The organism is Pseudomonas sp. GCEP-101 (assembly GCF_025133575.1).
Classification (GTDB): Bacteria; Pseudomonadota; Gammaproteobacteria; order Pseudomonadales; family Pseudomonadaceae; genus Pseudomonas; species Pseudomonas nitroreducens_B.
Map to the genome: position 1 here is coordinate 5,934,205 of NZ_CP104011.1, position 14,201 is coordinate 5,948,405.

The 14,201-nt window shown below is 67.7% G+C and carries 11 protein-coding genes; 10 read left to right on the forward strand and 1 reads right to left on the reverse strand.

The window, feature by feature from the left end:
- The first annotated feature begins 8 nt into the window (after positions 1-8).
- Together N0B71_RS26760 and N0B71_RS26765 are read left to right on the forward strand one after the other, a co-directional pair.
- Positions 9-179 (forward strand): DUF2897 family protein, encoded by a 171-nt coding sequence (locus tag N0B71_RS26760; RefSeq protein WP_259756057.1) that lies wholly within the window; start codon positions 9-11, stop codon positions 177-179.
- Positions 180-280: 101 nt separating this feature from the next.
- Positions 281-1,045 carry a CPBP family intramembrane glutamic endopeptidase gene (locus N0B71_RS26765; RefSeq protein ID WP_259756058.1) on the forward strand — a complete coding sequence of 255 codons (765 nt, stop codon included), beginning with the start codon at positions 281-283 and terminating at the stop codon, positions 1,043-1,045.
- Positions 1,046-1,395: 350 nt separating this feature from the next.
- Here the strand turns inward: N0B71_RS26765 and N0B71_RS26770 are convergent, their stop codons facing one another.
- The gene (locus N0B71_RS26770) at positions 1,396-2,016 is read right to left on the reverse strand and encodes a TetR/AcrR family transcriptional regulator (RefSeq protein ID WP_259756059.1); all 621 of its coding nucleotides are present in this window, start codon (positions 2,014-2,016) and stop codon (positions 1,396-1,398) included.
- A 219-nt stretch (positions 2,017-2,235) separates the two neighbouring features.
- Here N0B71_RS26770 and N0B71_RS26775 point away from each other — a divergent pair, with 219 nt between their 5' ends.
- The 8 genes from N0B71_RS26775 (at position 2,236) to N0B71_RS26810 (ending at position 14,174) form a co-directional block, all read left to right on the forward strand.
- Entirely contained in the window at positions 2,236-4,026 is a 1,791-nt protein-coding gene (locus N0B71_RS26775; RefSeq protein WP_259756060.1) for an acyclic terpene utilization AtuA family protein, read from the forward strand.
- A gap of 107 nt (positions 4,027-4,133) precedes the next feature.
- Positions 4,134-5,009, forward strand: coding sequence for an SDR family oxidoreductase (locus tag N0B71_RS26780; RefSeq protein ID WP_259756061.1), 876 nt, complete (start codon positions 4,134-4,136; stop codon positions 5,007-5,009).
- A gap of 3 nt (positions 5,010-5,012) precedes the next feature.
- Positions 5,013-6,629, forward strand: coding sequence for a geranyl-CoA carboxylase subunit beta (gene atuC, locus N0B71_RS26785; protein WP_259756063.1), 1,617 nt, complete (start codon positions 5,013-5,015; stop codon positions 6,627-6,629).
- A gap of 187 nt (positions 6,630-6,816) precedes the next feature.
- On the forward strand, positions 6,817-7,977 hold the full coding sequence (gene atuD, locus N0B71_RS26790; RefSeq protein WP_259756065.1) for a citronellyl-CoA dehydrogenase: 1,161 nt from the start codon (positions 6,817-6,819) through the stop codon (positions 7,975-7,977).
- A 135-nt stretch (positions 7,978-8,112) separates the two neighbouring features.
- Complete coding sequence (gene atuE, locus N0B71_RS26795; protein ID WP_259756066.1) at positions 8,113-8,910, forward strand: isohexenylglutaconyl-CoA hydratase; 798 nt, start codon at positions 8,113-8,115, stop codon at positions 8,908-8,910.
- 68 nt (positions 8,911-8,978) lie between these two features.
- On the forward strand, positions 8,979-10,970 hold the full coding sequence (atuF, locus tag N0B71_RS26800) for a geranyl-CoA carboxylase subunit apha (protein WP_259756067.1): 1,992 nt from the start codon (positions 8,979-8,981) through the stop codon (positions 10,968-10,970).
- A 235-nt stretch (positions 10,971-11,205) separates the two neighbouring features.
- A complete protein-coding gene (locus N0B71_RS26805) occupies positions 11,206-12,027 on the forward strand; it encodes an SDR family oxidoreductase (protein WP_259756068.1) in 822 nt (273 codons plus the stop codon).
- A 329-nt stretch (positions 12,028-12,356) separates the two neighbouring features.
- The gene (locus tag N0B71_RS26810) at positions 12,357-14,174 is read left to right on the forward strand and encodes a long-chain-acyl-CoA synthetase (protein ID WP_259756069.1); all 1,818 of its coding nucleotides are present in this window, start codon (positions 12,357-12,359) and stop codon (positions 14,172-14,174) included.
- The last annotated feature ends 27 nt before the right edge of the window (positions 14,175-14,201 follow it).

Here is a 14,201-nt window from a genome sequence, read left to right on the forward strand (position 1 = left end):
ACGCGGCCATGCCCTGGTATGCCTGGTTGATCATTGCCCTAGCCTTGGGCTCCATCGTCGGCGCGCTGATGATGCTGCGCGATACCGCGAAGAAGCTCCCGCTCACCGAGGAGCAGCTCAAGCGCATCCACGAGCGCAATGCCCAGATGGATGCCCAGGACGCCGACGAGAAGCGGTGAAATTCGCCTAACTCGCTGACGCCTCAGCCAAAAACTGGTCGCAGCGATGGCCAGCGGCAGGCGAAATTGCCTAGACTGCGCCTCCCTTGATGGAGGAAAGAATGTTCAGGAAGCTCCTGCCGCTGCTGCCGATCCTGTTATTGCTCTGCGGATTCGCGCTGGGTTTCGTGCAGCCGCTGGGGTTGCTGATCGGCGCGGTCTACGTCGCCTGGACCCTCTATGGCGAGCAGCGCCTGCCACACCTGCTCTGGTGGCTGGTGTGCCTGGTGCTCAGCATCGCCCTGGCCGCGCACCTATTGCCGGGCACCACGTCCTGGACGCTGTGGCCGGTGCGCCAGCTCAGCCCCGACGCCCCCGTCTACGCTCTGCACCTGTCCTGGGACAAGGCCCTGGTTGGCGCCACCCTGCTCGCCTGGTGGCTGCGTCGTGACCCGGTGCCGACCGAGCGGCGCTCGCCGGACTTCGCCGCCATCGTCATCGTCACCACCCTGTTCGCCGTTCCGCTGGTCGCGGTGGCGGGGGGCCTGGTGGTGTGGAATCCGAAATGGCCGCCCGGCTTCTGGCTGTGGATGCTGGTCAACGTCTGCGTGATCTCGCTGACCGAGGAAGCCTTCTTCCGCGGCCTGCTGCAGAGCGAACTGGTGCGTCGCTTCGGCGGCCTCGCTGGGGTGGCCAGCGCCAGCGTGCTGTTCGGCATGGTGCACTGGCCGATCAACCCGCTGTTCGCCGTGGTCGCCGGCATCGCCGGCCTGGGCTATGGCCTGGCCTTCTACTTCAGCGGGCGCCTGCTGGTACCGGTGCTGCTGCACGCGGCCGTGAACTGCCTGCACCTGCTGCTGTTCAGCTATCCGTTGCGGATTATCTGACGCGCACGGAAATCCCCCTGTAGGAGCGGGCCATGCCCGCGACCGCGCCCGGTGGGCGCTCCTGCAAATGGGCGCTACAGGTCAGCGTTTGCCGGTGAAGTCCCATTCCGCCGCGCGGGATTTCGCGGGCATGGCCCGCTCCTACAAAGTGGAGAGCACCTCTCCCGTCAGGGACGGCATGGTTTTTTTTAAGCGCCCCGGATGGCGGGATGGCCTGTAGGAGCGAGCTTGCTCGCGAACCAAGCCCGCAACGGCCGCAAAGACAATCGCGGACGGAGTCCGCTCCTACCGAACTCGAACGCGGCGTAGGAGCGGACTGCGTCCGCGATCAAATTCCCCCAACGCCGAACTTACTCGCGCATCACCAGCAGCAACGCCTGCTCGGCCAGCTCGTCCAGGGTCAGGCTGCCCTCGGGGCGGAACCAGGTGATGGACCAGGACAGCGCCCCGGTCAGGAAGCGCCGCAGGATGAACGGGTCGCCCTGGCTGTAGCCGGCACTACGCGCCTCTTCCAGCACGTCCAGCCACATCTGCTCGTAGATGTCGCGCAGGCTGAGGATGTAGGTCTGGCCCTCTTCCGACAGTGACCGCCATTCGTAGACCAATACCGCCATCGCCTCGCCGGTGCCGCCGGTGATCGACTGCAATTCGCAGCGGATCAACGCCAGCAGCCGCTCGCGCAGGGTCGTCGCGTCGGCCAGCGCGGCGCGCATCAGGGCGGTGTTGTAGAGGATGGTTTCCTCCATCACCGAGCGGAGGATTTCGTCCTTGCTCTTGAAGTGATGGAAGATGCTGCCGGACTGGATGCCCACCGCGCTGGCCAGGTCGCGCACCGTGGTGCGTTCGTAGCCCTTGCTGCGGAACAGGTGCGCGGCGGTCTGCAGCAGCTTGCCACGGGCGCTCTCCGGGTCGGTGATCTGCCCGGTTCCGACCAGCTCCAGCAGTACTTCGCGGGCTTTGCGGTCATCCACGCTGTTCTCTCCCCATGGGGCCCATTGGCCGATCTGCTCAGGGCGAATCGTCGAAACGCCCTGCAAGTGCTTGTGTTGTTTGACGAAATGTAAGCCCGCAGGCCCCAACCAAGCAAGCGCTTGGCCATCCAAAGGTTGGGCCTGAGGTTCAGTCGGGGCTTTTCAACCAAGCGCTTGCTTGGTAATGTCGATCCATCACTCAGCGTCACGGGCAGAACAATGACGAGAACCGTACGTATCGGCTGCGCCTCCGCCTTCTGGGGCGATACCTCCACCGCCGCGGCCCAACTGGTGCGCGGCGCGGCACTGGACTACCTGGTCTTCGACTACCTCGCCGAAATCACCCTGTCGATCATGGCGGGCGCCCGCCTGAAGAATCCCGAGGCCGGCTACGCCACCGATTTCGTCGAGGTGATGACGCCGCTGCTGGGCGAAATTGCCGCGAAACGGATCCGCGTGATCAGCAATGCCGGCGGGGTGAACCCGCAGGCCTGCGCCAGCGCGCTGGCCGCCGCCTGCGAGAAGGCCGGCGTGGCGCTGAAGATCGCCGTGGTGCACGGCGACAACCTGCAACCGCGCCTGGGTGAATTGGCCAAGGCCGGCCTCCGCGAGATGTTCTCCGGCGCGCCGCTGCCGCCGATGTGCGTGTCGGTCAACGCCTACCTCGGCGCGCCCGGCATCGTTGCCGCGCTCGAGGCCGGCGCGGATATCGTCATCACCGGCCGCGTGGTGGACAGCGCGGTGGTCAGCGCCGCCCTGGTGCACGAGTTCGGCTGGGCCTGGAACGACTACGACAAGCTGGCCCAGGCCGCGCTGGCCGGGCACATCATCGAATGCGGCGCGCAGTGCACCGGCGGCAACTTCACCGACTGGGACAGCGTGCCGGACTACGAGCACATCGGTTTCCCCATCGTCGAGGTGCAGGCCAGCGGCGACTTCGTGGTGACCAAGCCGCCGGGTACCGGCGGGCTGGTGACGTCGCTGACGGTGGGCGAGCAGATGCTCTACGAGATCGGCGACCCGCGCGCCTACCTGCTACCCGACGTGGTCTGCGACTTCACCCGGGTGCAGCTGGCCCAGGCGGGCGAACACCGCGTAGCCGTCAGCGGCGCGCGCGGCCTGCCGCCGACCGGGCAGTACAAGGTCAGCGCCACCTACCCGGACGGTTTCCGCTGCACCGCCAGTTGCCTGATCGCCGGCATCGACGCGGTGAAGAAGGCCGAGCGGGTCAGCCAGGCGATCATCGCCAAGACCGAGGAAATCCTCATGGAGCGCGGCTGGGGCCCGTACCGCGAGGTCAGCGTGGAACTGCTCGGCAGCGAGGCCACCTACGGCCCGCACGGGCGCCGCGGCGACACCCGCGAAATCGTGGTGAAGCTCGCCGTGCGCCACAGCCGCAAGGAGGCGCTGGTGCTGTTCTCCCGCGAGATCGCCCAGGCCGCCACCGGGATGGCGCCTGGCCTCACCGGCATCGTCGGCGGCCGCCCCACCGTGTACCCGGTGATCCGCCTGTTCTCCTTCCTGATCGACAAGGACAGCTGCGAGCTGGCCGTGGATATCGACGGTGAACGCCATCCCGCCGCGCTGCCCGCCCTCGACACGTTCGACCCGGCCGCACTGGCCGCCGACGTTCCGGTGGCGACCGCCAGCGGCCCCGCCCAGGCCAGCGTGCCGCTGGTGAAGCTGGCCGTGGCGCGCTCCGGCGACAAGGGCAACCACAGCAACATCGGCGTGATGGCGCGCAAGCCGGAGTACCTGCCGTGGATCGCCGAGGCGCTGAGCGAAGGCGCGGTGGCCGAGTGGATGCAGCACGTGCTCGACCCACAGACCGGCCGTGTCTGCCGCTGGCACCTGCCGGGCACGCACAGCCTGAACTTCCTGCTGGAGAACGCCCTGGGCGGCGGCGGCGTCGCCAGCCTGCGCATCGACCCGCAGGGCAAGGCCTTCGCCCAGCAGTTGCTGGAATTCCCGGTGGCGGTGCCGCAGCAGATCGCCGATCAGTTCCTGTAGGAGCGAGCTTGCTCGCGAACAGGTTCCGCTGCGGGGCTGGATTCGCGAGCAAGCTCGCTCCTACGAAGTGCCCGTACCTAGAACGATTGAGCAGGACGAAAACAACAATGAGCTACGACTCGATCTTCACACCCGGCCTGTTCGATGGCCAGACCATCATCGTCACCGGCGGCGGCAGCGGTATCGGCCGCTGCACCGCCCATGAGCTGGCGGCCCTCGGCGCCCACGTGGTTCTGGTCGGGCGCAAGGCCGAGAAGCTGGAGAAGACCGCCGGCGAAATCATCGAGGACGGCGGCAGCGCCAGCTGGCACAGCTGCGACATCCGCGACGAAGACGCGGTGAAGGCGCTGGTGGCGCAGGTCATCGCCGAGCGCGGGCCGATCCATCACCTGGTCAACAACGCCGGCGGCCAATATCCCGCGCCGCTGGCCTCGATCAACCTGAAGGGCTTCGAGGCCGTGGTGCGCACCAACCTGGTGGGCGGCTTCCTGATGGCCCGCGAAGTGTTCAACCAAAGCCTCAGCAAAACCGGCGGCAGCATCGTCAACATGCTCGCCGACATGTGGGGCGGCATGCCCGGCATGGGCCACTCCGGCGCCGCCCGCGCGGGCATGGAGAACTTCACCAAGACCGCCGCCATCGAATGGGGGCATGCCGGGGTGCGGGTCAACGCCGTGGCGCCGGGCTGGATCGCCTCCAGCGGCATGGACACTTATGAAGGCGCGTTCAAGGCTGTGATCCCGACCCTGCGCGAACACGTGCCGCTCAAGCGCATCGGCACCGAGTCGGAAGTCTCCGCCGCCATCGTCTTCCTGCTCTCCCCGGGCGCCGCCTTCATCAGCGGCAACACCATCCGTATCGACGGCGCTGCCAGCCAGGGCAGCCGCGCCTTCCCGCTGGTGAAGGGCAAGCCGGGGCAGAGCCGCTCCTACAACGGCTTCCACCGCGCCTATCTTCCCGATGTGCTGAAGGACCAGGAGTAAGCCATGCCGGTGATCGTCTCGGATATCGATCCCCAGGGCGACGATTTCGCCCGCAACCGCGAGGCCATGCTGGCGGCCGTGGCGAGCTTCCGCGAGGTGGAGCAGAAGGTGCTCGACAAGGCCGCCGAGGCCAAGCCCAAGTTCGACAAGCGCGGCCAGCTGCTGCCGCGCGAACGCCTGAACCTGCTGCTGGACCCCGGCGCGCCGTTCCTCGAAATCGCCTCGCTGGCCGGCTACAAGCTGCATGACGACAAGGACGGCACCCAGGCCGGCGGTGGCATCATCTCCGGCATCGGCTACATCGCCGGCGTGCGCTGCCTGGTCACCGCCAGCAACAGCGCGATCAAGGGCGGCACCATCTCCCCCACCGGCCTGAAAAAGACCCTGCGCCTGCAGCAGATCGCCTTCGAGAACAAGCTGCCGGTGGTGGCACTGACCGAGAGCGGCGGCGCCAACCTGAACTATGCGGCGGACATCTTCGTCGAGGGCGCGCGCGGCTTCGCCAACCAGGCGCGCATGTCGGCGGCGGGCATTCCGCAGGTCACCGTGGTGCACGGCTCGTCCACCGCCGGCGGCGCCTACCAGCCGGGGCTGTCGGACTACGTGGTGGTGGTGCGCGGCAAGGCCAAGATGTTCCTCGCCGGCCCGCCGCTGCTCAAGGCCGCCACCGGCGAGATTGCCACCGATGAAGAACTGGGCGGCGCCGAGTTGCACGCCCAGGTCGCGGGCACCGCCGAGTACCTGGCGGAGAACGACGCCGACGGCGTGCGCCTGGCCCGCGAGATCCTTGCCGCGCTGCCGTGGAACGCGCAGCTGCCGGCACGCCCGAAGAAGGACTGGGAGGCACCGCTGTACCCGGCCGAGGAACTGCTCGGCGTAGTCCCGGCGGACGCGAAGAAGCCCTATGACGTGCGCGAGATCGTCGCGCGCATCGCCGACGGTTCGCGCTTCCTCGACTTCAAGAACGAGTTCGACAGCCAGACCGTCTGCGGCCACCTGCACATCGAAGGCCATGCCTGCGGCCTGATCGGCAACAACGGTCCGATCACCCCGCAGGGCGCGGCCAAGGCGGCGCAGTTCATCCAGCTGTGCGAGCAGAGCAACACGCCGATCCTGTTCCTGCACAACACCACAGGCTTCATGGTCGGCACCGAGTCCGAGCGCCTGGGCGTGATCAAGCACGGCTCGAAGATGATCCAGGCGGTGGCCAACGCCACGGTGCCCAAGCTCACGCTGGTCGTGGGCGGGTCGTACGGCGCCGGCAACTACGCCATGTGTGGGCGCGGCCTGGACCCGCGCTTCATCTTCGCCTGGCCCAACAGCCGCACCGCCGTGATGGGCGGCGCCCAGGCCGGCAAGGTGCTGCGCATCGTCACCGAGGAGAAGCACGCCAAGGAGGGCAAGGAGCCCGACCCGAAGATGCTCGACATGCTCGAACAGATGACCGCGCAGAAGCTCGACGCCCAGTCCACCGCGCTCTACGGCACGGCGAGCCTGTGGGACGACGGGCTGATCGACCCGCGCGACACCCGCGCGCTGCTCGGCTACCTGCTGGACATCTGCGCGGAGGCGGCCGTGCGGCCGCTCCAGGGAAATAGTTTTGGGGTAGCGAGGTTCTGACGGGAGTTCGGGAGTACAGGCCAACGCCCTCTCCCCCCGCCCTCTCCCTGAAGGGAGAGGGAGCCAAAGCGACCCGGCGTAAAGCGAGCCGTCCAGCCACTCCGTACAGCCCCCTCTCCCTTCAGGGAGAGGGTTGGGGAGAGGGACTTAGGCGGAAACCAGACTAGGCATCAGGAGAACAACAACAATGATCTTCACCCAGGAACACGAAGAACTCCGCCGCACCGTCCGTAACTTCGTCGAGAAGGAAATCAACCCCTACGTCGACGAGTGGGAAAAGGCCGGCCGCTTTCCCATCCATGACGTCTTCAAGAAAGCCGGCGACCTGGGCCTGCTGGGCATCTCCAAACCGGAGAAATTCGGCGGCATGGGCCTGGACTACAGCTACTCGGTGGTGGCCGCCGAAGAGTTCGGCACCATCCATTGCGGCGGCGTGCCGATGGCCCTCGGCGTGCAGACCGACATGTGCACCCCTGCCCTGGCGCGCTTCGGCTCCGACGAGCTGCGCGAGGAATTCCTCCGTCCGGCGATCGCCGGCGAGATGGTCGGCTGCATCGGCGTCTCGGAAGTGGGCGCCGGCTCCGACGTGGCGGGCCTGAAGACCACGGCGCGCAAGGATGGCGACGACTACGTCATCAACGGCAGCAAGATGTGGATCACCAACTCGCCGTCCGCCGATTTCATCTGCCTGCTGGCCAACACCTCCGACGACAAGCCCCACGTCAACAAGTCGCTGATCATGGTGCCGATGAAGACCAAGGGCATCAGCGTCAGCCCGCACCTGGACAAGCTCGGCATGCGCAGCTCGGAGACCGCCCAGGTGTTCTTCGACGACGTGCGTGTGCCGCAGCGCAACCGCATCGGCGCCGAGGGCGCAGGCTTCATGATGCAGATGCTGCAATTCCAGGAAGAACGCCTGTTCGGCGCCGCCAGCGGCATCAAGGGCCTGGAGTACTGCGTCAACGCCACCATCGACTACTGCAAGGAGCGCAAGACCTTCGGCCAGGCGCTGATCGACAACCAGGTCATTCACTTCCGCATGGCCGAGCTGATGACCGAGATCGAGTGCCTGCGCGCCCTCACCTACCAGGCCACCGAGCAGTACATCCGCGGCAAGGACGTGACCCGCCTGGCCTCCATGGCCAAGCTCAAGGTCGGCCGCCTGGCCCGCGAAGTCACCGACGCCTGCCTGCAGTACTGGGGCGGCCAGGGCTTCATGTGGGAAAACCCGATTGCCCGCGCCTACCGCGACACCCGCCTGGTGTCCATCGGTGGCGGCGCGGACGAAATCATGCTGGGCATCATCTGCAAGCTGATGGGCACCCTGCCGGGCAAGAAGAAGGGCTGACGACGCTTTTGCTCTTGTGTAGGAGCGAGCTTGCTCGCGAACGGAGTTTCACTTGGCGTCGAGGTGCCATGCGGTTCGCGAGCAAGCTCGCTCCTACGAAGAGCCCGCCGATACCGAATTGACGAGGACCCCGGCATGACCGAATTGCCGAACTGCGAAACCCTGCTCCTGGAACGTGACGGCGGCGTGCTGCACGTCACCCTGAACCGTCCGGACAGCCGCAATGCCATGAGCCTGGCGATGGTCGGCGAGCTGCGCGCGGTACTCGCCGGCGTTCGCGACGACCGTGCCGTGCGCGCCATCGTCCTGCGCGGCGCCGGCGGGCACTTCTGCGCCGGCGGCGACATCAAGGACATGGCCGGTGCCCGCGCGGCCGGTCCCGACGCCTACGCCGCGCTGAACCGCGCCTTCGGCGGCCTGCTGGAGCAGGCCCAGGCGCAACCCCAGGTGCTGGTCGCCGTGCTGGAAGGCGCGGTGCTCGGCGGCGGCTTCGGGCTCGCCTGCGTCTCGGACATCGCCCTGGCGGCAGCCGATGCGCAATTCGGCCTGCCGGAAACCAGCCTCGGCATCCTGCCGGCGCAGATCGCGCCCTTCGTGGTCAAGCGCATCGGCCTCACCCAGGCCCGCCGCCTGGCGCTCACCGCCGCCCGTTTCGATGGCCGCGAGGCGCTGCGCCTGGGCCTGGTGCACGCCTGCGCGGACAGCGCCGAAAGCCTCGGCGAGCACCTGGCCGAGACGCTCGACCAGGTGCGTCGCTGCGCCCCCGGCGCCAACGCCGCCACCAAGGCGCTGCTGCTGGCCACCGAGACCGAAGCCCTTGGCCCTCTGCTGGACGACGCCGCGCGCCAGTTCGCCGCCGCGGTGACCGGCGCGGAAGGCGCCGAAGGCACGATGGCCTTCGTGCAGAAACGCAAACCGAACTGGGCGCAGTGACTCACCGCGCACGCCAGACAACCCCCTCTCCCTTCAGGGAGAGGGATGGGGAGAGGGACAAAACCGCCATGCCCAGCTTCGACAAGATCCTCATCGCCAACCGTGGCGAGATCGCCTGCCGAGTGATCCGCACCGCCCACGACCTGGGCTACCGCACCGTGGCCGTGTACAGCGAGGCCGACGCCAACGCCCGCCATGTGCAGCTGGCCGACGAAGCCGTGTGCATCGGCCCGGCCCCCGTGGGGCAGTCCTACCTGAAACCGGAAGCCATTCTCGACGCGGCGAAACGCACCGGCGCCGGCGCCGTCCACCCCGGCTACGGCTTCCTCTCGGAGAACGCCGACTTTGCCCGCGCCTGCGAGGCCGCCGGCATCGTCTTCATTGGCCCCGGTGTGGAAGCCATCCACCTGATGGGCAGCAAGCGCCTGTCGAAGATCGCCATGCTCGAGGCCGGCGTGCCCTGCATCCCCGGCTACGAAGGCGCGGAACAGGACGACGCCACACTCACCCGCGAAGCGCAGCGCATCGGCTACCCGCTGATGATCAAGGCCAGCGCCGGCGGCGGGGGACGCGGCATGCGTCTGGTGACGCGCAGCGAAGACCTTGCCGAACAACTGCGCACCGCGCGCTCGGAAGCGCAGAACGCCTTCGGCAGCGGCGAGCTGATCCTGGAGAAAGCCGTGGTGCAGCCGCGCCACGTGGAAATCCAGGTGTTCGGCGACCAGCATGGCCACATCGTCTACCTCGGCGAGCGCGATTGCTCGGTGCAGCGCCGCCACCAGAAGGTCATCGAGGAAGCGCCCTGCCCGGTGCTCGGCGAGGAGCTGCGCGCCGCCATGGGCGAGGCCGCGGTGAAGGCCGCTGCCTCGGTGAACTATGTCGGCGCCGGCACCGTGGAATTCCTGCTGGACGCCAGCGGCGCCTTCTACTTCCTGGAGATGAACACCCGCCTGCAGGTGGAGCACCCGGTCACCGAACTGGTCACCGGTCAGGACCTGGTCGCCTGGCAGATCCGCGTCGCCGAAGGCCACCCGCTGCCGCTCACCCAGGAGCAGATCCCGCTCAACGGCCACGCCATCGAAGTGCGCCTGTACGCCGAGGACACCGGCCACGGTTTCCTCCCGCAGACCGGCCAGGTGCTGCGCTGGACGCCGCCGCAGCTGGATGGCATCCGCATCGACCACGGCCTGCGCGAAGGCCAGCCGGTAACGCCGTTCTACGACCCGATGCTGGCCAAGGTCATCGCCTACGGCGCCACCCGCGAGGAGGCCCGGCGCAAGCTGGTGCGCGCCGTCGAGGACTGCGTGCTGCTGGGTGTGACCGGCAACCAGCGCTTCCTCGCCAACCTGCTCAAGCACCCGGAATTCGCCGCCGGCAAGGCCACCACGGCGTTCATCGGCGAGCAGTTCGCCGGCGACCCGAGCCTGGCCCCGCGCCAGCCGCAGCCACTGGAACTGGCCTGCGCCGCCGCCCTGCTCTACCAGGCCTCGGCCAGCGACCGCGCGCACCAGCCGGGCCTCTCCGGCTGGCGCAGCGCGGGCAGCGCGCCGTGGCGCTTCGTGCTCAAGCAGGGCGAGGAGAAGTTCGTCGTCGAGCTGGAGGTTCGCGAGCACGGTCCGCAGCCGGTACTGGTCGCGCGCGTCGGTGGCAGCGAGATCGGTCTGCGCCTGCTCGGCGAAGAAAATGGCGATGCCATCCTCGAAGCCGACGGCATCCGCCGCCGCCTGCCGTTCCACCGCGATGGCGCGCGCCTCTGGCTGTACGGCGCGGACGGCAACCTGGAGCTGCTGGACGTCACCCACGAGCCGGCCGGCGCCGCAGCGGGCGCGGGCTCCGGCACGGTGAAGGCGCCGATGGACGGCGCCATCGTCGACGTGCTGGTGGCCGAGGGCGCGCGGGTCAGCAAGGGCCAGCTGCTGCTGGTGCTGGAAGCGATGAAGATGGAGCACCCGCTCAAGGCCGGCGTCGACGGCGTGATCCGCCGGGTGCAGGTGAGCAAGGGCGAGCAGGTGAAGTCGCGGCAGTTGCTGGTGGAGGTCGAGGCGCTGGAGTCCGCCTGAACCTCTCATCTCCTCACCCCAGCCCTCTCCCCGAGGAGAGGGGGCCGCTTGTGCCGGCTGAATGCACGGTTTCATCCTGCTCCGAACAGTCCCCTCTCCCTCAGGAGCGGGGCGCGCAGCCAGGGTTAGGGTGAGGGCAGGCCCAGGCGCACCGGACATCAGCAAGCACATTTCACAGGAGCGGATTCATCCGCGATTCCGTCGACAACGACAACAAGAACACGGAGCCCCAACCATGTCCCTCAACGGCAAGACCCTCTTCATCACCGGCGCCAGCCGCGGCATCGGCCGCGAGATCGCCCTGCGTGCCGCGCGCGACGGCGCCAACATCGTCATCGCCGCCAAGAGCGCCGAACCCCACCCGAAACTCGAAGGCACCATCTTCAGCGTCGCCGAGGAAGTACAGGCCGCCGGCGGCCAGGCACTGGCCCTGCAGCTGGACGTACGCGATGAAAACGCCGTGCGCGAGGCGATGGCCAAGGCCGCCGGGCACTTCGGCGGCATCGACGCGCTGGTGAACAACGCCGGCGCCATCAAGCTGGTGGGCGTGGAGCGCCTGGAGCCCAAGCGCTTCGACCTGATGTACCAGATCAACACCCGCGCCGTGATGGTCTGCAGCCAGGCCGCGCTGCCCTACCTGAAGCAGAGCAAGGGCCACATCCTCAGCCTGTCGCCGCCGATCAACCTGGCCGGCAAGTGGTTCGCCCAGCACGGCCCCTACACCGTCACCAAGTACGGCATGAGCATGCTCACGCTGGGCATGCACGAGGAGTTCAAGAAGTATGGCATCAGCGTCAACGGCCTGTGGCCCAAGACCATGATCGCCACCGCCGCCATCGAATTCGAGCTGGGCAGCCGGGATGCCTTCAAGCGCGCCCGCACGCCGGCGATCATGGCCGACGCCGCCCATGCCATCCTCTCCAGCCGCGAGCGCGCCATCAGTGGCCGCCTGCTGATCGACGAAGACATCCTCCGCGAACAGGGCCAGAGCGATTTCGAGCAGTACCGCTTCGACCCCAGCGGCGGCAGCCTGGTGCCCGACCTGTTCCTCGATTGACCTCCACCCATCGCACCCCGGCCAACGGCGGATAACCGTAAACGGTTATTCGCCCTACGCCGTCATATCCCCGTAGGGCGCATAACGCGGCACGCGTTATCCGCCGCATAGCCGCCAGCAGCGTGCCCCGCGGCGTTTACCAATCGACACAAACCCACTTTGGCTCTCCGACTATCCGCTCCTAGACTGCGATGAACGCTCCGCCGGCCGGTTTGCCGATCTGCCCGGCCATGCGCGCGCCCGGGCCATAGCCTGCCGCCAGGGAGCAGCCTAGAGTCGCGGCAGAGCGTCTGCACGCCAGACAACAATGACAATAAGGGCACGCGTCAATGACCCACGCCGACATCATCACCCCGACCCGCTTCCTGGCCCACCTGCCGGCCACCCTCGGCCGCGTACCCCGCATGCTGCGCGGGCTGTACTACACCGGCATCCGTAACCGCGAGAAGAACCTCTCCCTGGGCTGGGCGCTGGAACGCGCCGCGCGCCTGTACCCGGACAGCCCGGCGCTGATCGACGAGCGCCGGCGGCTGTCCTACGCCCTCTTCAACGGCTGGGCCAACCGCCTGGCGCGGGCCTTCCAGGCCGAGGGCGTGGGCCACGCCAGCGTGGTCGCGGTGATGCTGGAAAACCGCGCTGAACTCATGGTGGTGCTCGCCGCCCTGGCCAAGCTCGGCGCCATCGGCGCGCTGGTCAACACCACCCAGCGCGGCCAGGTGCTCAGCCATAGCCTGAACCTGGTCAAGCCCAGCCACTTCGTGGTCGGCGAAGAACTGCGCGAGGCGTTCGAGGATGTCCGCCCCGCCCTGGAGAACAGCGGCGGACGCTGCTACTGGATCGCCGACGGTGAAGACTCGGCCCAAGCCCCCGCCGGCTGGCAGAGCCTGATGCGCCTGGCCCAGGAGCAGGACTCCAACAACCTTGCCGAGACCGCGCGGGTGCGCCTGAAGGACGCCTGCTTCTACATCTACACCTCCGGCACCACCGGCCTGCCGAAAGCCTCGATCATGAGCCACGGCAAATGGATCAAGGCCTATGGCGGCTTCGGCCATTCCGGGCTCGGCCTGACCAATAGCGACGTGCTCTACCTGACCCTGCCCTGCTACCACAACAACGCCGTGACCGTGTGCTGGAGCGCCGTGCTGGCCGGCGGCGCGGCCATCGCCCTGCGTCGGCGGTTCTCTGCCAGCGCCTTCTGGAAGGACGTGCAGACCTACCAGGCGACCTGCTTCGGCTACATCGGTGAACTCTGCCGCTACCTGCTCAACCAGCCCGAGTGCGCGGAAGAGCGCGGCAACAGCCTGACCTGCATGATCGGCAACGGCCTGCGCCCGTCGATCTGGAACGAGTTCAAGGAGCGCTTCGGCATCGAGCGCATCACCGAGTTCTATGCCTCCAGCGAGGGCAACATCGGCTTCACCAATGTGTTCAATTTCGACAATACGGTGGGCTTCTCGCCGGCAACCTACGCCATCGTGCGCTATGACCTGGAACACGACCAGCCAGTGCGGAACGCCCGCGGCTTCATGGAAAAGGTCGACAAGGGCGAGGCCGGCCTGCTGATCAGCGAGATCAGCGACAAGTGGCCGTTCGACGGTTACACCGACCCGGCCAAGAGCGAGGCGGTGATCTACCGCAACGTGTTCAAGGAAGGCGACGCCTGGTTCAACACCGGCGACCTGATGCGCGACATCGGCTTCAAGCACACCCAGTTCGTCGACCGCCTGGGCGACACCTTCCGCTGGAAGGGCGAGAACGTCTCCACCACCGAGGTGGAGAATGCCCTGGGGGCCTTCCCCGGTGTGGAGGATGCGGTGGTCTACGGCGTGGAGATCCCCGGCACCAATGGCCGCTGCGGCATGGCCGCGCTGCGCCTTGCCGACGGCGCCAGCCTCGACACGACGCAGCTGGCGGCGCATCTGGACCGCGAGCTGCCCGCCTACGCCGTGCCGCTGTTCCTGCGCCTGCTGGCCCAGGTGGAAACCACCGGGACCTTCAAGTACAAGAAGAACGACCTCAAGCGCAACGCCTACGATCCGTCAGCCGTGGCCGATGCGCTGTTCGTCCGGCTGTCCGGCGAGGCGGCGTACCGGTCGCTGGACGGTGCGCTGTTCGAGGCGATTCGCGCGGGGGTGCATCGCTTCTGAGTGATGCTCACGCACCCACCTGGGCGC